At 67.6% G+C, this 23,344-nt stretch carries 24 protein-coding genes; 7 read left to right on the top strand and 17 right to left on the bottom strand.

Annotated features, from left to right (window positions below):
• Positions 1-150: 150 nt before the first annotated feature.
• The 4 genes from RSP45_RS12100 to RSP45_RS12085 all read right to left on the bottom strand — a co-directional run bounded on the left by RSP45_RS12100 (position 151) and on the right by RSP45_RS12085 (position 3,888).
• A complete protein-coding gene (locus RSP45_RS12100) occupies positions 151-1,023 on the bottom strand; it encodes an SDR family NAD(P)-dependent oxidoreductase (RefSeq protein WP_415392107.1) in 873 nt (290 codons plus the stop codon).
• Positions 1,024-1,169: 146 nt separating this feature from the next.
• Positions 1,170-2,492, bottom strand: a complete 1,323-nt coding sequence (locus tag RSP45_RS12095; protein WP_415392106.1) for an MFS transporter — start codon at positions 2,490-2,492, stop codon at positions 1,170-1,172.
• Between the two features lie 99 nt (positions 2,493-2,591).
• Positions 2,592-2,738: a hypothetical protein gene (locus RSP45_RS12090; protein WP_415392105.1), complete on the bottom strand. Its 147-nt coding sequence runs from the start codon at positions 2,736-2,738 to the stop codon at positions 2,592-2,594.
• A 4-nt stretch (positions 2,739-2,742) separates the two neighbouring features.
• On the bottom strand, positions 2,743-3,888 hold the full coding sequence (locus tag RSP45_RS12085) for a CaiB/BaiF CoA transferase family protein (RefSeq protein ID WP_415392104.1): 1,146 nt from the start codon (positions 3,886-3,888) through the stop codon (positions 2,743-2,745).
• Between the two features lie 250 nt (positions 3,889-4,138).
• Here RSP45_RS12085 and RSP45_RS12080 point away from each other — a divergent pair, with 250 nt between their 5' ends.
• Together RSP45_RS12080 and RSP45_RS12075 are read left to right on the top strand one after the other, a co-directional pair.
• Entirely contained in the window at positions 4,139-5,737 is a 1,599-nt protein-coding gene (locus RSP45_RS12080; protein WP_415392103.1) for an AMP-binding protein, read from the top strand.
• Between the two features lie 74 nt (positions 5,738-5,811).
• Positions 5,812-6,840 (top strand): TRAP transporter substrate-binding protein, encoded by a 1,029-nt coding sequence (locus RSP45_RS12075; protein ID WP_415392102.1) that lies wholly within the window; start codon positions 5,812-5,814, stop codon positions 6,838-6,840.
• 230 nt (positions 6,841-7,070) lie between these two features.
• On the opposite strand, the gene RSP45_RS12070 is transcribed toward RSP45_RS12075, so the two are convergent.
• The 6 genes from RSP45_RS12070 to RSP45_RS12045 all read right to left on the bottom strand — a co-directional run bounded on the left by RSP45_RS12070 (position 7,071) and on the right by RSP45_RS12045 (position 11,885).
• Entirely contained in the window at positions 7,071-7,805 is a 735-nt protein-coding gene (locus RSP45_RS12070; protein ID WP_415392101.1) for an SDR family NAD(P)-dependent oxidoreductase, read from the bottom strand.
• A gap of 46 nt (positions 7,806-7,851) precedes the next feature.
• Entirely contained in the window at positions 7,852-8,136 is a 285-nt protein-coding gene (locus tag RSP45_RS12065) for a nitroreductase family protein (protein ID WP_415394060.1), read from the bottom strand.
• Between the two features lie 5 nt (positions 8,137-8,141).
• Positions 8,142-8,531, bottom strand: a complete 390-nt coding sequence (locus RSP45_RS12060; RefSeq protein WP_415392100.1) for a nitroreductase family protein — start codon at positions 8,529-8,531, stop codon at positions 8,142-8,144.
• A gap of 12 nt (positions 8,532-8,543) precedes the next feature.
• Complete coding sequence (locus RSP45_RS12055) at positions 8,544-9,590, bottom strand: phosphotransferase family protein (protein WP_415392099.1); 1,047 nt, start codon at positions 9,588-9,590, stop codon at positions 8,544-8,546.
• Positions 9,587-10,831, bottom strand: coding sequence for an acyl-CoA dehydrogenase family protein (locus RSP45_RS12050; RefSeq protein WP_415392098.1), 1,245 nt, complete (start codon positions 10,829-10,831; stop codon positions 9,587-9,589). Before RSP45_RS12050 ends, RSP45_RS12055 begins: the two co-directional genes overlap by 4 nt.
• A 265-nt stretch (positions 10,832-11,096) precedes the next feature.
• The gene (locus RSP45_RS12045; RefSeq protein ID WP_415392097.1) at positions 11,097-11,885 is read right to left on the bottom strand and encodes an SDR family NAD(P)-dependent oxidoreductase; all 789 of its coding nucleotides are present in this window, start codon (positions 11,883-11,885) and stop codon (positions 11,097-11,099) included.
• 172 nt (positions 11,886-12,057) lie between these two features.
• On the opposite strand from RSP45_RS12045, the gene RSP45_RS12040 reads away from it, so the two are divergent.
• Both RSP45_RS12040 and RSP45_RS12035 read left to right on the top strand, forming a co-directional pair.
• Complete coding sequence (locus RSP45_RS12040; protein WP_415392096.1) at positions 12,058-12,837, top strand: enoyl-CoA hydratase-related protein; 780 nt, start codon at positions 12,058-12,060, stop codon at positions 12,835-12,837.
• A gap of 26 nt (positions 12,838-12,863) precedes the next feature.
• Positions 12,864-13,880, top strand: coding sequence for an NADP-dependent oxidoreductase (locus tag RSP45_RS12035; protein WP_415392095.1), 1,017 nt, complete (start codon positions 12,864-12,866; stop codon positions 13,878-13,880).
• Positions 13,881-13,949: 69 nt separating this feature from the next.
• Here the strand turns inward: RSP45_RS12035 and RSP45_RS12030 are convergent, their stop codons facing one another.
• Both RSP45_RS12030 and RSP45_RS12025 read right to left on the bottom strand, forming a co-directional pair.
• On the bottom strand, positions 13,950-14,414 hold the full coding sequence (locus tag RSP45_RS12030; protein ID WP_415392094.1) for a PaaI family thioesterase: 465 nt from the start codon (positions 14,412-14,414) through the stop codon (positions 13,950-13,952).
• A gap of 5 nt (positions 14,415-14,419) precedes the next feature.
• On the bottom strand, positions 14,420-15,181 hold the full coding sequence (locus RSP45_RS12025) for a glucose 1-dehydrogenase (protein WP_415392093.1): 762 nt from the start codon (positions 15,179-15,181) through the stop codon (positions 14,420-14,422).
• A 238-nt stretch (positions 15,182-15,419) separates the two neighbouring features.
• Here RSP45_RS12025 and RSP45_RS12020 point away from each other — a divergent pair, with 238 nt between their 5' ends.
• Both RSP45_RS12020 and RSP45_RS12015 read left to right on the top strand, forming a co-directional pair.
• Positions 15,420-16,352 carry a 3-keto-5-aminohexanoate cleavage protein gene (locus RSP45_RS12020; protein WP_415392092.1) on the top strand — a complete coding sequence of 311 codons (933 nt, stop codon included), beginning with the start codon at positions 15,420-15,422 and terminating at the stop codon, positions 16,350-16,352.
• Positions 16,339-17,247, top strand: a complete 909-nt coding sequence (locus RSP45_RS12015) for an SDR family oxidoreductase (RefSeq protein WP_415392091.1) — start codon at positions 16,339-16,341, stop codon at positions 17,245-17,247. The genes RSP45_RS12020 and RSP45_RS12015 overlap by 14 nt, the downstream gene beginning before the upstream one ends.
• 60 nt (positions 17,248-17,307) lie before the next feature.
• On the opposite strand, the gene RSP45_RS12010 is transcribed toward RSP45_RS12015, so the two are convergent.
• The 5 genes from RSP45_RS12010 to RSP45_RS11990 all read right to left on the bottom strand — a co-directional run bounded on the left by RSP45_RS12010 (position 17,308) and on the right by RSP45_RS11990 (position 22,254).
• Positions 17,308-18,948, bottom strand: a complete 1,641-nt coding sequence (locus tag RSP45_RS12010; protein WP_415392090.1) for an AMP-binding protein — start codon at positions 18,946-18,948, stop codon at positions 17,308-17,310.
• A gap of 69 nt (positions 18,949-19,017) precedes the next feature.
• Positions 19,018-19,713, bottom strand: coding sequence for an ABC transporter ATP-binding protein (locus tag RSP45_RS12005; RefSeq protein ID WP_415392089.1), 696 nt, complete (start codon positions 19,711-19,713; stop codon positions 19,018-19,020).
• The gene (locus tag RSP45_RS12000; protein WP_415392088.1) at positions 19,710-20,408 is read right to left on the bottom strand and encodes an ABC transporter ATP-binding protein; all 699 of its coding nucleotides are present in this window, start codon (positions 20,406-20,408) and stop codon (positions 19,710-19,712) included. The genes RSP45_RS12005 and RSP45_RS12000 overlap by 4 nt, the downstream gene beginning before the upstream one ends.
• Positions 20,405-21,400: a branched-chain amino acid ABC transporter permease gene (locus RSP45_RS11995; RefSeq protein WP_415392087.1), complete on the bottom strand. Its 996-nt coding sequence runs from the start codon at positions 21,398-21,400 to the stop codon at positions 20,405-20,407. The genes RSP45_RS12000 and RSP45_RS11995 overlap by 4 nt, the downstream gene beginning before the upstream one ends.
• A complete protein-coding gene (locus tag RSP45_RS11990; protein WP_415392086.1) occupies positions 21,397-22,254 on the bottom strand; it encodes a branched-chain amino acid ABC transporter permease in 858 nt (285 codons plus the stop codon). Before RSP45_RS11990 ends, RSP45_RS11995 begins: the two co-directional genes overlap by 4 nt.
• A 353-nt stretch (positions 22,255-22,607) precedes the next feature.
• On the opposite strand from RSP45_RS11990, the gene RSP45_RS11985 reads away from it, so the two are divergent.
• Positions 22,608-23,318: a tyrosine-protein phosphatase gene (locus RSP45_RS11985; protein WP_415392085.1), complete on the top strand. Its 711-nt coding sequence runs from the start codon at positions 22,608-22,610 to the stop codon at positions 23,316-23,318.
• Positions 23,319-23,344: the final 26 nt, after the last annotated feature.

The raw sequence follows: 23,344 nt of genomic DNA, 5'->3' as shown, positions 1-23,344 counted from the left end.
CACCACTGCCTGCCGAGGTGGCTTGGCGCACCGCCGCCATGACCGCGAGCAACGGTCCCGGACACCCCACACCCTCCTGAGCCGCGCCCCCTGAAAGCAGAAGGGCGCCGCCGGAAGCGGGGCCCCATGCGGCCGATGGCGTTCCGGCGCTCAGCCCCGGTTCTTCAGGATCTGCGGCTGCACTGCGCGGTGAAAGCCGTTGTATTCCGGGATGTTGGTCGCGGGATAGTTCTGGGTCCAGGTCTGCCGGCGGTTCGGCGCGCCGCCGTCGACGCGCAGGCAGCTGCCGGTCACATAGGCCGCCGCCGGCGACAGCAGATAGGTGATCGCGGCCGAGATTTCCGATTCGGTGCCGTAGCGCGGCAGCGGCACCTGCGCCGGATAGGCCAGGATGCGCTCGGTGATCTCGGGGGTGTACTGGTCGAACCCCGAGGACGCGATTCCCCCCGGCGCCACCGCATTCACCCGCACCCCCGAATGCGCCCATTCGCAGGCGGCGGTTTCGGTCAGCGTCCACATCCCCCCGCGCGAGGCGCCGGAGTGCCCCATCTCGGGCCAGCCGTTCCAGATGTCGGCAATCACGTTGACGATGGCGCCGCCGTTGCCCTCCATCCAGCGGTTGTAGATTTCCCGCATGAAGATGAAGCCGCCGGTCAGGTTGTTGCGCACCACCGCCTCGAACCCTTTGGTCGAGATGGTCCTGAGCTCGGCGCGGTATTGCCCGCCGGCGTTGTTGACCAGCGCGTTGATGGCGCCAAAGCGTTCGAGCGTCTGGTCGATCACCCCGATGACCTGGGCTTCGTCGCGGATGTCGCAGGTGGCGGTGTGGACCTTGCCGCCGTCCTCGGTGATCTCTTGCCGGACGGTTTCCAGCTTGTCGGGGTTGCGGCCGACGATCACCACCTGCGCGCCCAGATGCGCCAGCTCGTGCGCGGTGCAGCGCCCGATGCCGCTGCCGCCGCCGGTGACGATGATGGTCTGGTCCTTGAACAGGCCGGGTGCATATACGGAATTATAGGGCATTCGCATCTCGCTGGTGCTGCGGCGGGCGCAAGGCCGGCCTGTTGACATTTCTCCCGCGGCGGGGCTGAAGCATACCGTGCGCTTGTATACTATATTGCCCCGATGACGACGCAACGGTTATTTGCCCCGCCCTACGGGCTGCCGCATCACAGTCCCTGCCCGGCGCGGCGGTAAAGCCGCTCGCTATAGACCGACAGCAGCAGGGCCAGCCCCGCCACCGCGCCGCCGGCGACGCCCAGCCAGTCATAGCCCAGCCCGGCCACTACAAGACCGCCCAAGGCGGATCCCAGCGCAAATCCCAGATAATTCATCGTCGCGTTCAGCCCCAGCACCACCGCCCCCCGTTCCGGGTTGCGCTGCATCAGCAGGATCTGCTGCGGGATCATCATGCCGCCGGCCAGCAGATGCCACAGCAGCGCCTGCACGATCAGCAGCGCCCCCGGCAGCGGCGCGATGCCGATCAGCGGCAGCGACAGCACCGGCAGGATCACCAGCTGCGAGCCGATCGCGATCCTGCGCGCCCGCACCGCCCCCAGCCGCTGGGTGACGCGGCCCATCATCAGCCCGGCCACCACCCCGCCGACACCGAAGGCCCCGACCGTCAGCCCGACATTGCCGCCGTGCCGCATGACCAGCGGCGCGATCAGCCCATAGCACAGGATCAGCGCGCAGGCGTGCAGCGCCATGATCGACACCGCCGCCAGCGCCCTGAGGTCGCGCCCCGCATCCAGCAGCGTGCGCAGCGAAGTGACGGGGACCACCACCCGTCGGGGCAGCGTCCACCACAGCCCGGCCGCCGACAGCATGCCCAGCCCGGCCACGGTCAGGAACGCCGCGGGCCAGTCCAGCTGATGCGCGATGACCACGCCCAGCGGCAGCCCGGCCGCTTGCGACAGCTGCAACCCGGCAAAGACCAGCCCCAGCGCCCGGCCGCGCCGCGGCTCGGGCACGGTGGCAAAGACCACCGATGCGGCGACCGGCGTGTAAAGCCCGCCGCCAAAGGCCGCCAGCGCCCGCGCCGCCAGCATCACCTCGAACGAACGGGTAAGGGCGCAGACCAGCGCCGAGGCCACCACCATCGCCAGGGCGGCAAGCAGCAACCGCCGCCGCCCGATCCGCCCGGTCGCCGAGATCAGCAGCGGCGAGCCGATGGCATAGGCGCCCGCATAGATGGTGAACAGCAGCGCCCCCTGGGCCAGGCTGACGCCCAGCCCGGCGGTGATCTCGGGCAGGATGCTGACGACGATGAAGCCGCTGGTTCCAACGACAAAGTTCCCCGTCGCCAGCAGGACGAGGGCCAGCGGCGATGCGGGCACCGGCTCGTCCCTGCCCTGCCCGACCGCACCCGCCGCGATGCCGGCCTGCCCGCTGGCGGGGCGGGCATTTGGGGCTGCGCCGGATTGGCTCACCCGCAGCGCACCGGCCGGAGCCCTTGAATGGGCTTCCTGCGGGTTGACCGGATCGTCCATCTTTCTCCACCCGTCCGCTGCCGGAGATTTCCGCATATCATACACTTATTGATAATTGATATACATATCAGATGACCGCCGCCATGGTGGGGACCGCCTTCAACCCTCGCTCACAAACAAAGCCCAGCTGCCCGGGTCGGTGTCGTGGCCGATCCCGATGCCCGGCGCATAAAGGATGCTGTCCCGCTCGTCACAGCTTTGCGTGACCTCGGGGATGCGCAGCGCCCTTTCGGGAAGGATCGCCACCCTGCTACCCCGCCGCCGGGGGCGTGGCGCCGTCGCCGCCCAGCCGCTCCCAAAGCGCCTGCGGAAGCCCCCAGTCGCTCCAGATCTCACGGCTGTTTTCACCCGGCGCCGGGGTGGTGCGGCGCAGGCTGCCGGGGGTGCGCGACAGCCGCGGCACGGGCGCGGGGTGGACCAGCCCGCCGAACCGCTCATGGACCGCGCGCGCGCGCATCTGCGGATGCTCCCACGCCTCGGTGATGCTGAGCACCGGAGAGAAACAGGCGTCGCGCCCGGCCATCGCCGCTTCCCACTCGGCGCGGGTCCGCTGCCGGAAGCGGTCGGCGAAAAGCTGTTTCAGTGCAGGCCAGTTCGCCCGGTCGGCACGGTCGGGGATCGCGGCCGGGTCCAGCCCCAGCGCCTCGAGCAGCGCGGCGTAGAACTGCGGCTCGATGGCGCCCACGGCGACATGCTTGCCGTCCGCAGTCTCGTAGCAGCCATAGTCCGGCGAGCCGCCGTCCACGATGTTGTCGGCCCGCCGCTCGGTCCAGATTCCCTGCTGGGTAAAGGCCATGAAGGCCGATATCAGATGCGACACCCCGTCGATCATCGCCGCATCCACCCGCTGCCCCCGGCCCGAGCGCCGCGCCTCGTGCACCGCGGCCAGGATGCCAAAGGCCAGATACATCCCGCCGCCGCCCAGGTCCGCCACCAGATTCAGCGGCGGCGCCGGCGGGCGGTCGGAATAGCCAATGGCGTGCAGCGCCCCGGTCAGCGCCAGATAGTTGATGCCGTGCCCGGCCTCCATCGCCATCGGGCCGTCCTGCCCCCAGCCGGTCATCGAGCCGTAGATCAGCCGCGGATTGGCGGCGGCGCAGGCGTCATAGCCCAGCCCCAGCCGATCCATCACCCCCGGCCGGAACCCCTCGATCACCACATCGGCGGCCGAGACCAGCGCCACCGCCGCCTCGCGCCCCGCCGCGGATTTGAGATCCAGCGCGATCGAGCGCTTGTTGCGGTTGTAGAAATCATATTCAGGCGGCAGCAGCGGCGGGCCCGGACGGTCGACGCGGATGACATCGGCGCCGAAATCCGCCAGCAGCCCGCCGGCGAAGGGCCCGGGCCCCTGCCCCGAAAACTCGACGATCCGCAGATCGGACAATGGTCCGCTCATGTGACTTTCTCCTCCCTACGGCGGACGGCCGCGGAATGGCGGCGTCTCGCCGGAATCTTCCGATGGGCTACCCATTCAAGGACGTAATCAGCGCTTGTGTTTTATATTCGCTTTCATACAGTAACAATGCTAAATATTTTGACAAGCTGGCGTAACATCCAGTCTGCGCGGACCGCACGGCTCTCGGGGGAGGAGGGAACATGCAGGACCTGCACCATCCGACGCCGTCTGCGGACAGCCGGCACAGGACATGTCCGTAACAATTCGGGCAAAGATCGAGGGGGAAAACCACATGCAAGGTACGCTGCTGCTCAAGCAGGCGCTTCACCGCAACCGCGACGGCGTCGCCACCATTTGCGGCTCGCGCAAGCGCCTTTGGCGCGAAGTGGGCGACCGCGTTCCGCGCATGGCTGCGGCTCTGCGTCGGCTTGGCGTGGAAGACGGCGGTTTCGTCGCCGTGCTGGCAATGAACTCGGACAGATATCTGGAACTGTTCTATGCGGTGCCCTGGGCGGGCGGTTGCTTCGCGCCAATGAACGTCCGCTGGTCGGCCCAGGAAAACCTGCTGGCGCTGCGCGACTGCGACGCGGTGGTCCTTTGCGTGGACGACAGCTTTGCTGAGCAAGGCCAACAGCTGCGCAGGGATTTCCCGGGGCTCAAGGCGGTGATCCACATCGGCGACGCACCCACCCCCGAAGGCATGCTGTCCTATGAGAAGTTGATCGCCAGCCATGACCCGATCGAGGACGCCGACCGCAAGGGCGACGATCTTTACGCGGTGTTCTATACCGGCGGCACCACCGGCCAGCCCAAGGGCGTGGCGCTGACCCATAACGCGCTGGGACACGCTGCCACCGCGTGGCTGGCCATGATCCCGGATGTCGAGGATCTGAGCTTTGCCTATGTCGGCGGCTTCTTCCATTTTTCGGGCGCAAGCCCGGTGCATTACATCACCATGGCAGGCGGCACCCATGTGGTGCTGCCCAAGTTCGACCCGCTGCTGATGATGCAGGCGATTCACGAACACAAAGTCACCAACGCGGTGATGGTGCCCACTATCGTCAACATGCTGATCAGCCACCCCGAGTTCGACAAATACGACCTATCGAGCCTGCGCACCTGCGTCTATGGCGGCTCGCCCATGCCCGAGGCGCTGATGGCCGCGGCGGCGGCGAAACTGCCCGACCTGCGGTTCTACCAGATCTACGGCATGACCGAGACCGGCGGCTTCGCCACCATGCTGCGCTGGCGCGACCATGTGTTCAGCGGCCCAAAGGCGGAACGCATCCGCTCCTGCGGCCAGCCCGGACCGGGGGTCGAAGTCAGGATCGTCTCGCCCGACGGCCGGACCCTGCCACCCCGCGAGCTGGGCGAGATCGCCATGCGCTCGGACTATCTGATGATGGGCTATCTGGGCAAACCCGAGCAGACCGCCGAGGTGCTGCGCGACGGCTGGATGTATTCGGGCGATGCCGGCTATCTGGACGAGGACGGTTATCTGTATGTCGCCGACCGGGTGAAGGACATGATCGTCACCGGCGGCGAGAATGTTTATTCGATCGAGGTCGAGCGGGCGCTGTTCCAGCACCCCGCCGTGCACGAGGCGGCGGTGATCGGCATCCCGTCCAAGGAATGGGGCGAGCAGGTCCATGCCGTCGTCGTGCTCAAGCCCGGCGCGACCGCGACGGAAGACGAGCTGATCGCGCATTGCCGCACCCTGATCGGCGGCTACAAATGCCCCAAGTCGGTCGAGTTCCGCTCTGAGCCCCTGCCGCTGGCCCCCAAGAACACCGTGATGAAGAACGTGCTGCGCGACCCCTACTGGGCCGGGCATGAGCGCAAGATCTGATACCGGCCGGTCTGCCCCCGCCGGGGCAGATCCTTCATCCGCCCGTGGCGGCGGCAATATACAGGGAGTATCGAATGTCGTTTTTCAACCGCTCTGGGCTGCTGGCCGGGGTCATGCTGGCGGCCAGCGCCGCCGCGGCGCCGGCGCAGGAGGTCACCCTGCGCTATTCCAACTGGCTGCCCGCCGGCTATGCGCTGGACGCCCAGCTGATGGAGCCCTGGATCGCCGAGATCGAAAAGGTCACCGAGGGCCGGGTCAAGATCCAGAAGACCCCTAAGGTGGTGGGCAGCGTCGCATCGCAATATGACGTAGTGGCGGACGGGATGGCGGACATGTCGCTGATGGTGCTTAGCTATGCGCCCGGCCGCTTCCCGCAGGTCGAGGGGATGGAGCTGCCCTTTGCCAGCGACGACGAATCCCGCACCTCGCCCGCGGTCTGGGCCACTTACGAGAAGTTTCTGGCCGATCAGGAGGTCTTCCCCGATGTCGTGCCGCTGGCGCTGTTCCAGACCGGGGTGTTCCACGTCTTCACCACCGGGCGCGACCTGTCGGTGGTGGACAACTGGGCGGGCGCCAAGATCCGCAGCTCCAGCCCGTCGCTGACCCGGATCATCGAGCTGCTGGGCGGCACCCCGGTCAACAAGCCGGTGTCCGAGGTCTATGAGCTGGCCTCGGGCCGCATGATCGACGGCGCCACCACGCCGCCCGACGCGCTGCTGGGCTTCAAGCTGGACGATGTGCTGCACAGCATGACCTTTGTGCCGGGCAGCCTCGGCTCGACCACGGTGCTGGTGTCGGTCAATCCCGACGCCTGGGCGCGGATCTCCGAGGCCGACCAGCAGGCGATCCGCGAGGTCTCGGGCGCTGCGGTCGCCCGGATGTCGGGCGAGCTGCACCGCAAGGAAACCGAGGCCGCCATCGCCGAGATGCAGAACCGCGGCCGCACGATCCACCGCATGAACGACGCGGAACTGGCCAGGATGAAGGAACGGGTGGCGCCGCTGACCGCGGAATGGCTGGACAAGGCCAAGGCCGCGGGGCTGCAAAATCCGCAGGAAATGCTGGATTTCTTCCGCGCCCAACTGGACCGGCCCGCGCAGTAATTCCCTCTCGTCCTGCGCGGACGGCGGGCGAGCCCCTCGGGGCTCGCCCTTCTTGCTGTGGGAAAGGCGGAATCGCCCTCTCCCGCCGGAAGATGCAGGACGCGCGCCAACCCGGCGCCCGCCCATACGCCCCGGCCGCGGATGCGGGTCCGTGGCGGAAGGCGCGCAAGCCCGAAGGCTGCCGCCATCACGCCGCGGCGGCTGCGCTCAGATATGGTCGGTGGGGCGGATTACCACCTCGGCCAGCGCGACGCGGCGGGGGCGGGTGACGATATGGGCGATGGTCTCGGCCACGTCCTCGGGGTGCAGGTATTCCACCTCGGACAGGCCCGCGACAGGCGTTCCTGCGCCTTTGGGGCCTGATGGTCGAACAGTTCCGTCTGCACCGCACCCGGCTCGACGACCGAGACGCGGACATTGCGCCGGGCGAACTCCTGCCGCAGCGCCTCGCTGAAGGCGGTAACTCCGAACTTGGTCGCGTTATAGACCCCTGCCGTCCGCGACGCCACGCGGCCGGCGATCGAGCTGATGTTCACCACGTCGGCCACGCCCCGCGCGCCCTGCGCCGCCTGAACCAGATGCGGCAGCGCCGCCTTGGTGGTCGCCAGCAGCGCCATCAGGTTCAGGTCGACCATCTGTTCCCATTCCGACAGCGGCCGTTCCAGGGCATCGCCGTTGAGCATCACCCCGGCCGCGTTCACGAGGATGTCGAGCCGCCCTTCCGCCGCGACCGCATCCGCCACCACCTGCGCGGGCACCCCGCGTTCGGCGATGTCGGCGGCCAGCACCCGCGCCTGGCCGCCGGCCGCGGCGATCCTTTCGGCCAGCTCGGCCAGCCGCTCGGCCCGCCGGGCGACCAGCACTACAAGGGCGCCCTGCGCCGCCAGTTCGACCGCGGTCGCCGCGCCGATCCCGCTCGAGGCGCCGGTCACCAGCGCCACATATCCGTCCAGCTTCCCCGCCATCCGCTCCTCCTCGTTGATCGCTCGCCTTCTTGCCCGGCAGCGGCCGCTAGGCCCGGGCCGCGTCGCGGTGGAACACCACCGCATCCTCCAGCCCGGCCCGGCCGACGCGGGCGCGGTTCGCCTCGACCGCCGGGTCCTCGTAGCCGAACGAGATGCCGAAGATCAGCCGGTGCGTCTGCGGCAGGCCCAGATGCTCGCGGATGATCCCCGGATACAGCCCCAGCGCCCCCTGCGCGCAGGAGGAAATCCCGCGCGAGGTCAGCAGCAGCATCAGCGTCTGCGCATAGATGCCCAGATCGACCGCCTCGCGTTCCTCGAACGTGTGATGCAGGAAGATCAGCGCTGCATGGGGCGCGCCGAAGAAATCGAGGTTGCGGCGATAGGCCCAGTCCCGGCGCGGGCGGTCGTGCCGGTCGATCCCATCGCACCGTAAAGCTGGACGGCGGCGTCGATCTGGCGGGCGCGATAGACCCCCTCGAACTTGCGGTCGGCAGAGAAATCCGGGTCCGGGGGAATCCCGGCCTCGGCTGCCGCCACCATCTTGTCGCCAAGGCTGCGCAGGCTGGGCCCGGACAGCACATGGGTGATCCACGGCTGGATATTGCAGTTCGAGGGCGCCATCTGCGCCAGCGCCAGCAGCTCGCGCAGCCTGTCCTGCGGCACCTCGTCGGGCAGATAGCCCCGTACAGAGCGGCGCCCGGCCACGGCCTCGTCGATGCTCATCATCCCCGGTTCCCCCTAAAGCCCGCTGCGGGCCGCGATCTCCATCCCGCGGCGAGCATAGGCGCCGGCAAGCCGGCGGCCAACCTGCGCGGAATCGGGCAGCGTGCTGTTGCCCAGCTCGCCGCGATACGCGACGCCGGCGCTGCCCACCGCGGCGCGGAACATCGCAAAGACGCGGTGGAAATCGCTCAGCCGCTCGGTGGTGCCGGCGGCGGCGTAATAATCCTCCAGATAATCCGCCTCGGCCGGGATCCCCTCGGCCGCCAGCTCGATCCCCAGCAGGCCGCCGTTTTCATCGGGGGCCATGTGCCAGGCCTGGGTATTGAACGCCACGTCGACGAGCGGGTGGCCGAGGGTCGAAAGCTCCCAATCCAGCACGCCGATGACGCGCGGCTCGGTCGGGTGGAACATCAGATTGCCGATCCGGCAATCGCCATGGCACAGCGCCAGCAGCTGGCTGTCGGGGATGCGGGGGCCCAGCCAGTCCAGCATCCGGTCCAGATCGGGGTTGTCGGCATCGCCCTTGCGATACTGCTGCCAGAGCTGCGACCAGCGGCTGATCTGGCGCTCGAAGTAATTCCCCGGCCGCCCGAAATCGCCAAGCCCCGCGGCGCGGAAGTCGAGGCTGTGGATCGCCGCCATCGTCGCGGCCATGGATCGGTAGATCGCGCCCCGCTGCTCCGGGGCCAGCCCGGGCAGCGCGTATTCGGTGAAGATGCGGCCGTCGAGCCACTCCATCAGGTAGAAGGGCGTACCCAGCAGGCCCGGGTCCTCTTCGTAATGATAAAGCTGCGGGACCGGCACGGCGCTGCCCTGCAGCGCCCCGATCACCCGGAACTCTCGGTCGATGGCATGGGCCGATTTGGCCAGCTTCATCCCCGGCTGCTTGCGCAGCACCGCCCGCCAGCCGTCGGCGGTGACGAAATAGGTCGGGTTCGACATCCCGCCCGAGGTGGGCGCGACCGTCAGGTCGCGCACCTCGCGCCCCAGGAAGCCGCCAAGAAAGCCGCGCAGCGCCTCGGGATCGAAATCGGTCGCCGGGGTTGAGGGGGACGCGCTCATTCCGCCCTCCGGCCGCGGAAACCGAACAGCTTCTGGGCGATGCGGCGCTTCTGCACCTCTTCCGAGCCCTCGGTGATCTTGTAGCGGCGGTGGTGGCGGTAGATGTGCTCGAACGGCATGTGCCGGGAATAGCCCAGGCCCCCATGCACCTGCATGGCGAAGTCCGCCGCCCGGCAGACCAGGTTGTTGGCCATGTAGTTGCAGATCGACACCTCGTCCGACATCGTGGCAGAGTCCTGCCGGTCCATCTTCCAGGCGGTGCGGAAGACGTAGTTGCGGATCACCTCGCATTCGGCGTGCAGTTCCGCCAGCGGAAACTGGATCGCCTGCCGCGAGGAAAGGGATTCGCCGAACAGCACCCGTTCTCTGGCGTATTTCACCGCCTCCTGAATGCAGTAGCGGGCGGCGCCAACGCTGCCTGCAGCCTGGCGGATGCGGTTTTCGTGGATGAACATCATCGCGATCTTCAGCCCCTCGCCCTCGACATGCAGGATGGCGCTGTCTGGGACGCGGACATCCTTCAGCTCGACCTCGGAATGGTCGGTGGGCATGTTGAAGGTCCAGTGGTTCATCACGATGCGATGGCCGGGGGTGTCGGTCGGCACGATAAAGGCGGTGATGCCCTGCGCCTCGCCGGGGTTGCCGCTGGTGCGGGCAAAGACCAGGTTCGCCTGCGCGCGGCCGACCTGGCTGTTCCAGCGCTTGCGGCCGTTGATGATCCAGTGGTCGCCGTCGCGGACCGCCCTGGTTTCCAGCCAGGTCGCGTCCGAGCCGTGGCGCGGCTCGGTCAGCGCAAAGCTCAGGTGGCGCTCGCCGGTGATGATGCCCTCGATATAGACCTGCTGGTCCGCGGTCCCGTATTTCGCGATGGCGGGCACGATCGGGAAGTTGCCGACCACCGAGTTCTCGTCCTGCAGGTCGTTGTGCAGCCCCAGCCCCTTGGCGGCCAGATGTTCGCGGATCGCCGCGTTCATCAGGTTGCCGGCCGCCTGCCCGCCGCAGCTTTCCGGCAGGCACAGCCGCAGATGCCCGGCCTTGTCGGCCCGGCGCTCCATCTCCGCCAGCAGCGCGCGCCATTCCTTGCTGGGGGCGCCGTCGTTTTCCCAGTCGGTGCGGTAATATTCGCGCCGGTGGTCGAAGAACCTGGCGTTCTCGCGTTCCAGCGGCCTGATCTCGGCCTCGATGAAGGCGTCAAGCTCGGCGAGCTTGTCGGTGATGGCCTGCGGCAGTTCGAAATCCATGTGACTGTTCCTGCGGGTTTGAGGAATGCGGGGGGCAGACCGTCGCCAGCCGCCTGCGCGAAGCTTTGACCGCGGCGGGGTCCGCCGCCTGTTTGTCGGGCGGCGGGACCGCCCTGCCGGACGCGCGCCGCCTGCAGACATGCGGGTGGGGCCGGGCTAATGTGATATACTAGCTTACGATACTGAAGCATGGCGGAATTGCCGCCGTCAAGCCTTGCATCCGCCCCATGCGAAACCGCCGCACCGGGGCGCGCGGGACCGGCGGTCAGTAGACGAACTTCCCCGCCGGGTGGGTGGCGGAAATCCCCCCGTCCACCGGCAGCAGCTGCCCGTCCATATAGGCCGAATCGTCCGAGGCGAGGAACGCCGCCACCGCCGCCATGTCGTCCACATGGCCCGGGCGCTGCAGGGGGGTGAGCTTGCCCAGCCGGTCCTCTTTCCCCGCGGTGCGGGCCCAGTCGAACATCGGCTTGGTCAGGCCGGTCTCGGTCAGCCCCGGCAGGATCGCGTTCACCCGCACGTTGCGGCCCGCAAAGGCGCAGGCCGCGGTCATGGTCAGGTGGTTCACCGCCGCCTTGGCCGCCCCGTAAGCCTCGGTGCCGCCGCGGGCCCGCAGCGACCCGGTGGAAGAGTTCAGGATGATCGAGCCGCCGCCATGCTCGGCCATATGGCGCCCGGCCAGCTTGCAGGCGATGAAGGCCGGGACCACGTTGTCGCTGAACATGGCCTGCCACTGCGCGACGGTCTGTTCCAGAAACGGGGTGACGGAATCGGTGTTCCCGGCATTGGCGAAAAACACCTCCAGCCCGCCCAGTTCCTGCACGCAGCGGTCGATGGCGACCTGCATGGCGGCCTCGTCGCCGGCGTCGGCGACATGGGCGATGCAGATGCCGCCCGCCGCGCGCGCCAACTCGGCGGTTTCCTGCAGCGGCGCCTCGCGCCGGCCCACGGCCATGACCAGCGCGCCCTCGGCCGCAAAGCGCAGCGCGCTGGCGCGGCCGATCCCGCTGCCGGCGCCGGTGATGATGGCCCTGCGGCCCTCGAGTCGTTTCACGGTACCTCCTCCCGGACCTTTCTCCCCGGTCCGCCAAATCCCGTATCCGGGACAGTGTGAAGCTTAGCTACCATAAAGTAAACAAGCTTTCGATCTTGCGCACCACGCTTGCCATGTTAGTTTGCATGAGCATCATCCTGCGAACCGCAACCCCCCGGCAAAAGAGGCGATCATGCTGCAAGACCCCGTGCTTGTGGACGACACCCATCCGCGCGTGACCGTGATCCGGCTGAACCGCCCCGAGCGGCTGAATGCCTTTGACGACGCGGCGGTCGATGCGTTCTTTGCGGCGCTGGACCGGATCGGCCGCTCTGACGCCAGCGCCGTCATCGTCACCGGCGAGGGGCGCGGCTTCTGCGCCGGCTTCGACCTGAATGCGGCGGCCGAAACCGGCGAGGATCCGGTCGCGACCGCCGCCTATTGGACCGGGCGGCAGGAACATTTCGCCCAGCTGGTCACCCGGCTGCGGGCGCTGCCCCAGCCGGTGATCGCCGCGGTCAATGGCGCCGCCTGCGGCGCGGGGCTGGGGCTGGCACTGGGCTGCGACCTGCGCATCTGCTCGGACCGGGCAAAGTTCAACGCCGCCTTCATCAAGGTGGGCATGACCAGCTGCGATATCGGGGTCAGCTACCTGCTGCCTCGCGCTATCGGCACCTCGCGCGCGTTCGAGATGATGCTGACCGGCCGCATGGTCGACGCCGACGAGGCCGCGCGCATCGGGCTGGTCCACAAGACCACCACCGCCGCGGGGCTGATGCCCGCCGCCCTCGAGCTGGCCGAGACCATCGCTGACAACGGTCGCCTGAACACCTGGCTGACAAAGCGCGGCATGTGGGCCAATCTCGAGGCCGGAAGCCTTGCCGCCGCGATCGAGCTGGAAAACCGCAGCCAGATCCTGATGCAGGGCACCGGCAATCTGGAGCGCGTGGCAAGGGCGCGCGGCTTCCTTTAAGCATTCCCAACCATAAGGACGGCAGCATGACCATGAATCGCAGCTGGGTGCTGGACAGCTATCCCGAAGGCGCCGCGCGGGCCGAGAATTTCCGGCTGGTCGAGAACCCGATTCCCCAGCCCGGCCCGGGCCAGATCCTGATCCGCACCCGCTGGCTGTCGATGGACCCCTATATGCGCGGGCGCATCAGCCCGGCCAAGAACTATACCGCCGGCGTTCGCCCGGGCGAAACCATGCACGGCGGCGGCGTGGGCGAGGTCATCGCCTCGAACCACCCCGGCTGGCAGGTGGGCGAGCTGGTCGAATCGATGAACCTCGGCTGGCAGGAATATGCGGTGATCGCGCCCGATCAGGGCGGCACCGCCGCCGCCAACCGGGTGCTGCCCGATGCGCCGCCGCAGGCCGCGCTGTCATGGCTGGGGATGCCAGGGCTCACCGCCTATATCGGCCTGTTCGAGATCGGCCGGCCGAAGCCCGGCGACACGGTTGTCGTTTCCGCCGCCTCGGGCGCGGTCGGGCAGATTGCCGGGCAGATCGCCAAGTTGATGGGCGCGCGGGTGGTTGCGGTGGCCAGCAGCGACGACAAGCTGGACTACTGCCGCTCGATCGGCTTCGACGCCGGGATCAACTATCGCACCGCGCCGGACCTGGCTGCGGCGGTCGCCGACGCCTGCCCCGAGGGGGTGGATTTCTTCTTCGACAACACCGGCGGGCCGATCCACGATGCGGTGCTGGCCAATCTGGCCAATTTCGCGCGCGTGGCCATCGTCGGGCGCATCGCCGTCATCGACAAGCCCGCGTCCGAGGATATCGGCCTGCGATCGAGCGCCCGGCTGGTGGTGACCCGCGCCACCGTGCAGGGGCTGGTGGTCTTTGACTGGTGGCACCGCCGCGACGAGGCCTTTGCCCGGCTGCTGAAATGGCACCGGCAGGGGCATCTGCAATTCCGCGAGGACGTGCTGGAGGGGATCGAAACGGCGCCCGAAGCCTTCCTGCGGATGATGTCGGGGCGCAACCACGGCAAGCAGCTGGTGCGGCTGTAGAACGCACGGCGGGCCGGGTTGTCACCCCGGTCCGCCTTTGCGCGTGCAGCCTGCCGGGCCGAAGGCCGCTCAGGATGCGCCCTTGTCCCCGTCGCGTTTCCGGCCGATCTTGTAGACCACGCTGGCGTTCACCGAGGGCACGCCGTCCGCGGTCAGCACGCAGCGGCTGAACAGGATGTTGCGGGTGCGGCGCAGGATCTGGGGCTGCGCCTCGACCCATTGCCCCAGCACCACCGGCGCAAAATAGTCCAGCGTCATCGAGATGGTCGGATTGACCTCGCCAAGATCCTCGCGGCGGCTGATCGGGGTGATGTTCATGTCGGCCAGCGTCGCCAGAACCCCGCCGTGGCACATGCCGCCGCGATTGAGGTGCCGGCGATGCACCCTGAACCCGATCGCGGGTGCATCCTCGTCCAGACGCACGTAATAGGGACCCGAAAGAAGCTCGGCCTCGGAACAGGGGTTCAAGGGCACAAAGCCGGGGGGCGGATTGTCCGCCTCCCGGTCGTCGGCCGCCTGCGGCTCGTTGCGCATCTGCGTCAAATCATGTTCATCCCGCCCGAGACCGAGATGGTCTGGCCGGTGATGAACCCCGCGTCATCGGACGCCAGGAAGGCGACGATGCCCGCGTAATCCTCGGGCTCGCCCATGCGGCGCAGCGGGATGCCGCGGACCATGGCGTCCTTCCATTTCACCGCATCCTCGCCCGTGCCCAGCACCGACGCCATCATCGGGGTGTTGGTCGGCCCCGGGCAGACCGCGTTCAGCAGCACGTTGCTGCGCGCCAGTTCCCGCGCCATGGATTTGGTGAATGCGATCACCCCGCCCTTGCAGGCGGAATAGACCGCCTCGGTCGAGGTGCCGACGCGGGCCGCGTCCGAGGCGATGTTGATGACCCGGCCGCCCTTGCGGCCGACCATATGCGGGCAGACCGCCTTGTGGGTGTTCAGCGGGCCGCGCAGGTTGATGGCGATGATCTTGTCCCACAGGTCGCTTTCGGTCTGCAGAAACATCGCGGGCTTGTCCCAGCCGGCGTTGTTCACCAGCACCCAGATCGGGCCGACATTTTCCTCGACATCCGCGACCGCCGCGTTGACCGCGGCCTCGTCGGCCACGTCCAGCCCGTAGACCTTGACCTCGACACCGCTGGCGCGGGCCTCGGCGGCGGTATCCTCGGCCAGCTCGGGTTTCAGGTCGAAGATGGCGACGTTGTAACCTTCGTTGGCAAGGCGCAGGGTGATGGCACGCCCGATTCCCTGCCCGCCGCCAGTGACGATGGCGGTTTTGCTTGTGCTGGACATTGATCTCTCCTCCGATGGCAGGGCCCGGTATCCGGCTGGGGGTCCTGTCCCGGCCGCATGAACTTAATACGGATACGATATGCTAGCATACAATTGCTGGCAACAGTATTTTCCGCCGCGGACCCCGCGCGGCGCTTTACAGATATAGTTTACGTAAATACCATAAGTAAGCAAACGAAATTGGACCCAGGGCCATGGCAGCGCGCCCAGGCCCGCCGTCCCCGAGGAGGAGGAAGCCATGCGCCCATCCAGCAAGGTGATCGTCAGCTGCGCCATCACCGGCTCGATTCACACCCCGACGATGAGCCCGCATCTTCCGGTCAGCGCCGAGGCCATCGGCACCCAGGCCATCGACGCCGCCCGCGCCGGCGCGGCGATCCTGCATCTGCACGCCCGCGTCGAAGGCACCGGCGCGCCCTCGCAGAAGCCCGAGGACTATGCCCGCTTCCTGCCGCGCATCCGCGACAACTGCGATGCGGTGATCAACATCACCACCGGCGGCGGCCTTGGCATGTCGCTTGAGGATCGGCTGGCGCCGGCGCTGGCCTTTGCGCCGGAACTCGCCTCGATGAACATGGGCTCGCTGAACTTCAACATCTCGGGCGCTGCGGCCAAGATCAAGGAGTTCCAGCACGACTGGGAACGCCCCTATCTGGAGATGACGCAGGACTTCATCCTGTCGAACACCTTCACCCAGATCGAGCGCGGCATCCGCACCCTGTCCGAACAGGGCACACGCTTCGAATACGAATGCTACGATGTCGGGCATCTGTACAACCTCGCGCATTTCCTGGACCGCGGGCTGGTCGACGGGCCGCTGTTCGTGCAGGGCGTGTTCGGCATCCTCGGCGGGATCGCCGCGGAAACCGAGCATCTGCTGCACATGCGCCGCACCGCCGACCGGCTGTTCGGCGACCAGTATGTGATGTCGGTGCTGGCGGCGGGCCGCCACCAGATGCCGATGGCGGTGACCAATGCCACGCTGGGCGGCCATGTCCGCGTCGGGCTGGAGGACAGCATCTATATCGCCAAGGGCGAGCTGGCGCGGTCGAACGCCCAGCAGGTCGAAAAGATCACCCGCATCCTGAACGAGCTGTCGATCGAGACGGCCACCCCCGATGAAGCCCGCGCCATGCTGGGCCTGAAAGGTGCCGCCCATGTCAAGTTCTGAGATCCGCGCGCAAAGCCCCTACAAGCCCGACCTGCTGGCGGGCAAGCGCATCCTGGTCACCGGCGGCGGCACCGGGCTGGGGCTGGAAATGTCGCGCGGCTTTTCCGCGCTTGGCGCGCACGTGTTCATCTGCGGCCGGCGCGAGGAGGTGCTGGCCGAGGCCTGCAAGACCATCGCGGCCGAGGGCGGTGCGGCCGATTACCTGATCACCAATGTCCGCGACCCGGAAAGCGTCGATGCGACCGTGGCGAAGATCTGGGACAGCGGCCCGCTGACCGGGCTGGTCAACAATGCGGCGGCGAACTTCATCGCGCCGACCGAGACGCTGAGCCCGCGCGGCTATCAGGCGATCACCCAGACGGTGATGGACGGCTCGTTCTACGCCACACTTTCCTGCGGCAAGCGCTGGATCGCGGGCGGGCTGCCGGGCACCGTGCTGTCGAACCTGGTCACCTGGGTCTGGACCGGCTCGGCCTTCGTCACGCCCTCGGCCATGTCAAAGGCGGCGATTCAGGCGATGACCATGTCGCTGGCGGTCGAATGGGGGCCCAAGAACATCCGCCTGAACGCGATTGCGCCGGGGCCGTTCCCGACCCCGAACGCCTGGGAAAAGCTGAACCCGATCCCCGGCTCGTCGGTGGGCGCGACGCAAAAGGAAAAGGTGCCGCTGCGCCGCTTCGGGCAGATGCATGAATTGCGCAACCTGACCGCCTTCCTGATGTCGGACGCCTGCAGCTACATCAACGGCGCCACCATCGCCGTGGATGGCGGCCACCATCTGGCCGCGCCCTCGACCTTTGCCGATCTGTCGGACATGAGCGCCGACGACTGGGCCGCCGCGCGCGAGGCGCTGCGGGCCTCGGCCGAAAAGGAAAAGCAGGGCCGCAAGGCCTGATGGCGTCACAAGGAAAAGCCCGCCGACCGGCGGGCTTTTTCGTTCCGCGCTTCCAGCCGGTCAGGTGCTGCTGCGCTGGTAATAGTCGGCGTAGGTTTCGCGCAGATCCATCTTGCGGACCTTGCCGGTCGCGCTCAGCGGGAACTCGGCGATCTGCACCACGTCGTCGGGCACCCACCATTTCGCCACCTGCGCACCGATCAGCTCAAGGATCGCCTGCGCATCCAGCACCGCGCTCTCGCGCAGCTGCACGATCAGCAGCGGCCGTTCCTGCCATTTCGGGTGGTTGACCGCGATGGCCGCCGCCTGCACCACATCGGGATGGCTGGCCGCGATCTTTTCCAGATCGGACGAGCTGATCCACTCGCCCCCCGATTTGATCAAGTCCTTATCGCGGTCCACGATCTTCAGATAGCCGTCGGGGTCGATGGTGGCGATGTCGCCGGTCACCAGCCAGCCGTCGCTGTCCAGCGCGCAATCCTCGGGGTGGTTCAGATAGCCCCGCGCCGCCCACAGCCCCCGGACGCGCAGATGCCCGCGGGTGGTGCCGTCGCGGGGCAGGACATTCCCCTCGTCATCGACGATCCTGATCCGGGTCAGCGCGGTCTGGCGGCCGTCCTTCAGCAGATAGGGCATCCGTTCTGCCAGCGGCAGGTCGGCGTGCAGGCTGAGCAGCGCCCCCGAGGTGCCGAACATGCATTCGGTCATCCCCCAGCTGTGGGTGGTGGCGTTGCCATGGTCGTGCAGCCAGGCGATCAGCTTGGGCGCCGCGCCGGCGCCCGAGGTCACGACGGATTCCAGCCGGCCCAGATCCAGCCCGTTGGCGAGCACATGCTCGATGATATTGGTCAGGATCGAGGGCACCATGGCGGCGCAGGTCACGCCTTCGTCCGCGATCACCCTCTGCAGGTTTTCCGGCGACAGGTTGCGGCCCGGCAGCACCAGCGGCACCCCGGCGTAAAGCGCGCCAAAGGGAAAGTTCCAGGCATTGGAATGAAACATCGGCGCGACGGCCAGCAGCACCGGCTTGCCCCGCCGCGTCGGCGGCAGCCACCCCATCGAGGTGAAGGTCATCGTCTGCAGCACCGTGGCGCGGTGCGAATAGACCACGCCCTTGGGCAGCCCGGTGGTCCCCGAGGTGAAGCAGATGGTCGAGGCGGAACGCTCGTCGAACTCGGGCCACTGGAACTGGTCGGATTCCGCGGCCAGCCAGTCCTCGTAGGATTCAAGCGCCAGCGGCCCGCCGTCGGGCAGGTTCCCGCGCGGCTCGAGCACCACGAAGTGACGGACCTGCGGCAGCTTCCCGGCCAGCTCGATCGCGCGGGGCACGAGGTCCGCGTCAAGGAACAGCACCTCGGCCCCGCCTTCGTTGATGATGTATTCCAGATGCTCGGTGGTCAGGCGCGGGTTGACGGTGTGGATGGGGCAGCCCATCCCGGTGGCCCCATAGAAGATTTCCATGTGCCGGTGGGTGTTCCAGGCCAGCGTGGCGACCCGCTTGCCAAGGCCCATGCCCCGCGCGGTCAGCGCATTGGCCAGCCGCTTGCTGCGCCGGTTCATGTCCAGAAAGCTGTAGCAATGGCGCTGGCCGGCCAGATCGTAAGAGACGATTTCCGTCCGCCCGTGCGCCTCGGCGCCATGCTCGTTGATCGCCGAGATCAGCAGCGGCAGATCCATGCTCAGACCCATGAGATGTGACATCGCTTTCCTCCCGCCCGCGGGCCTGTTGCCACGGACCAATTTCTTCAGGTCACGGCCAGGGCCGGGCGCCTACAGCTCGAACAGATGGGCGTTTTCCTCGGCCGCCATGTCGGCGCTGGTGCCGCCGCCCCTGATCTCTCCCTTCGCCATCACCACGAAACGGTCGGTGACCGCCCGGATCAGCGCGTGATGCTGTTCGACCACCAGGATGCCGGTGCCGCTGGCGCGCACCTTCAGCAGCGCCTCGGTCAGCACATCGACCAGCACGGGGGCCAGCCCCTCGGTCGGCTCGTCCAGCACCAGCACCTCGGGGTTGGCCATCAGCGCCCGGCCGATGGCCAGCATCTGCAACTGCCCGCCCGACAGCGCCATGCCCGGCTGGCGGGCGCGTTCGCGCAGCACCGGGAACAGGTCAAAGACCCCTTCCAGCGTCCAGTCGCCCTTGCGGCCGGTCGCCAGGCTCATGCACAGGTTTTCCTGCACCGTCAGGTTGGGCAGGATCATCCGCCCCTGGGGCGAGAACGACACCCCCAGATGCGCGGCGCGGTAGGCGGGCAGCCGGTCGATGCGGGTGCCGGCGACGCGGATCTCGCCGCCGAAGATGCGGGTCTGGCCGAAGATCGACAGCAGCAGCGTCGATTTGCCGGCACCGTTGCGCCCGACGATCCCCACGGATTCGCCGCGATCGACCGACAGCGACAGGTTGCGCAGGATCGTGGCCTTGCCATAGCCCGAGGTCAGGTCCGAGATTTCCAGAAAGCTCATGCTGCGGTTCCCAGATAGGCGGCGACGACCTGCGGATTGGCGCGGATCTCGGCGGGCGTGCCGGTGGCAAGATGGCGGCCAAGGTCAAGCACGGTCACCACATCGGACAGCGCAAACACTGCCTCGACATCATGTTCGACCACCACGGCGGCGATATCGCGTTCGGCTGCCAGCTTGCGCAGATGCCTGAACAGATTGGCGGTTTCCTCGGCCGACAGGCCGGCGCCGGGTTCGTCCAGCAGCAGGATGTCGGGCATCCCGATCAGCCCCAGCGCCACGTCGACCCGGCGTTGCACGCCATAGGCGGCCCTCGCGGCTTCGAGATGCAGCACCTCGCGCAGGTCCATGGTGTCGATGATCGCGCCCAGGTCGGGTTCGTTCAGATGCGCCGCGACCAGATCGAGCTGCTCAAAGATGGTCAGCCCGGGAAAGATCGAGGTCTTCTGGAACGACCGCGCCATGCCGTTCTTGCGGCGCCGCTGGATGCTGTCGCCGCTGATGTCGCGGTCCTTGTAATAGATGCGACCGGCGCTGGGACGGCGCTTGCCGACGATGGCATCCATGAAGGTCGATTTCCCGGCGCCGTTCGGCCCGATGATGGAATGGACCTGCCCGCGCCGGCCCAGATCGACCGAGATGTCGGTCAGCGCCTTGAAGGCGCCATAGGCGACCGTCAGATTCTCGACGCGGATCATGCCCGCCCCCCTTTCCGGCCGAGCAGCCGCAGCGGGTGCAGGATGCCCTTGGGAATGAACAGCATGACCAGGATCACCGCGATGCCGGTGAACAGCTGCGAATAGCCCAGCGCCCCGAACTCGCTGATCGCCCAGGTATAGATGACCCCGCCCATGACCGGCCCGACGACCGAGGACACGCCGCCGGTGATCGCTGCCAAGAGCGCGTTGGTCGAGGTGATGATGCTGAACATCTCGGGCGAGGCAAAGCCGGTGGCCAGCGCCTGGATCACCCCGGCGACGCCCGCGGCCAGCCCGACCCCGGCAAAGGCGAAGACCCGCGGCCAATAGGTGTCGAAGCCGGAAAACCGCATCCGTTCCTCGTTTTCCTTGATGGCGCGCAGGCGGACCCCGAAATGCGAGCTCGCCACGATCAGGAAAAGGCCGGCGATCACCCAGGTCGCGATCCAGATCAGCGGCCAGACCTGCCCGGTGTCCAGCAGGTCCATGGCGTCGATGCCGAACACCCGCCCCTCGGGCATGAACAGCAGCCCGTCGCTGCCGCCGGTGGTCCTGCGCAGGCTGGGCAGCGCGACAAGGTGGCGCATCAGCTCGGCCAGCGACAGGCAGATCATCATGAAGGCCAGCGGCTTCACCCGAATGACGATGGCGCCGACCAGAAACGCCGCGACCAGCGTGACCAGCAGCGCCACCGCCGCCGCGGCCATCGCGGAAAACCCGAAGCTGTTGACCAGGATCGCGCAGGCATAAGCCGCAAGCCCGTAATAGGCGGCGATCCCGAACAGCACGAAACCGCATTGATGCATGATGAAGGCCACGCACAGCGCCAGGATGCCGGTGATCAGCCCGTTGTTCAGCAGCGACTGCAGATAGCCGCCCTCAAGATACCCGGGCAGCAGGAAACCGGCCAGGAAGACCGCCAGCGCGACACCGCCCAGCACGGGCCAGCGCATTGCCGAAGCCGGGCGGCGGGACAGGGGAAGGCTGGTCATTCCGCGCCTCCTCCGAAATTGAGGCCCCGCGGGCGCCAGACCAGGATCGCGACCAGCATCAGATAGGGCAGAAGCACGGAAATCTCGTGCAGGTAGACGGTGCCGAAGGTCTGCACGAAGCCAAGGATCAGCGCGGCGAAGATCGCCCCCCAGATCGAGCCGGTCCCCCCGATCACCACCACGATCATGCAGGTGATGATCATCGCCACGTCCATGCCGGGGTCGATCGACAGATACGGCCCGACCAGCACCCCGGCCAGCCCGGCAAACGCGGTCGAAAGCATCGAGATCAGCAGGCTCAGCCGGTTGGCGTTGATCCCCATCATCGACGACACGTCGGGCGCATGGCTGACGGCGCGGACGAACATGCCGGTCCGGGTGGCGTTCAGCCAGACCGCCAGCGCGACCACGGAACACAGCCCGACCACGGTGATGAACAGCCGATAGACCGGATAATCCGCGCCGAAGATCTTGACCGAGGACGCCAGCAGCGGCGGTGCCGCCACTGACAGCGGGGTGCCGCCATAGATGCGAATCACGACCTGCGCGATCACGATGCCGATGCCGAAGGTGATCAGCGCCACCTCGATCTGCTGACGCCGTTCCAGCGGCCGCAGCACCGCGAGTTCCAGCAGCACGCCAAGGACCGACATCAGCAGCGGCACGATCACCAGCGCCGCCCAGAAGTTCATGCCCGAGGCGATGGTGTAGCCCAGATAGGCGCCGACCATGTAGATGGCGCCGTGGCCGAAATTCATCACCCGCCGCAGGCCGAAAATCAGCGCCAGTCCGCTAGCCATCATGATATAGAGTGACGAGACTGCCAGCGCGTTCAGGATCAATGTGGGTATCATTCCGCCCCTCCCAAAGCGAAAAACTCCCGACCGGCCGGACTGCCTGCGGCCTCCGGCGGTTCCGCTGCGACGTCTCGGCCGCCGGCACCGTCGAGACTTAAATAGCTAGCAAACTATATGCTTGCAGTCAACACGCTGAAGCGGCGGTCTGCGCATGGTGGCGCCCCCGCGGCCCCAGCGGCTATGGAGGGCAAAGAAACCCCTTGTCGGCGCATAATTCGCCAGCATACATCTGGATCGACATGCACGAAAAGCGTGTGGGGAAGCCCATCCATGACGGGCATGGCACGCCTCGCCCGGCGCAGGCCGGCAAGGCATCGGCACATGCACAAATCCAGAAAGGACGGGGCCAAATGCTGCTGAACTTCCGCGAGATCGCCGGCCTGCGGGGCCATGAGGGGCGCCGGATCCGGCCGGGGATGATCTTCCGCGGCGGCGCGGTCACCGATCCGGCCGCGGCCCTGCTGATGGGCAACCACCGGGTGACCACGGTCTATGACCTGCGCAACCGGCGGGAAGAGGCCGACCGCCCCTCGGCCCTGCGCGGGCTGGGATTGCGCCACCCCGTCCGCCAGCACGACATCGACCTTGCCGCGCCGATCCGCATGATGCGCGACAGCACCGCCAGCGCCGAAAGCAACCGTGCCGCGATGCTGGGGATCTACGGCGAGCTGCCCCGCCTGTTCCAGCCGACGTTCGAGGCGGTTTTCTCGGACCTGCTGGCCAGCGACGGGCCGATCTACATCCATTGCGCCGTGGGCAAGGACCGCACCGGGGTCAAGGTGGCGCTGCTGCTGAGTGCGCTTGGCGTCGGGCGCGAGGCGATCGACGGGGACTATCTGCTCAGCAACGATGCCTACGGCGATATCGCCGCCAGCATCCGCCTGCGCCACCCGCAGCTGTCGACGGCAGAGAACCCCGCCCTGCGCCCGATCATTGCAGTTGAAACGGCCTATCTGGACGCCTTCCTGGACCGCATCGAGACGCCCGAGACCTATCTGCGCCAGAAGATCGGCCTGGACGAGGCCGCCCTGACTGCCCTGCGCCGGCGCTTTCTGGACTGACCCTGCAAGCGGGGGCGGTTGGTCTT

This window comes from Paracoccus sp. SJTW-4, assembly GCF_047716885.1.
GTDB classification, from domain to species: domain Bacteria; phylum Pseudomonadota; class Alphaproteobacteria; order Rhodobacterales; family Rhodobacteraceae; genus Paracoccus; species Paracoccus solventivorans.
The sequence above is the reverse complement of the archived record's forward strand: the minus strand, read 5'-3'. Positions and strand labels throughout refer to the sequence as shown.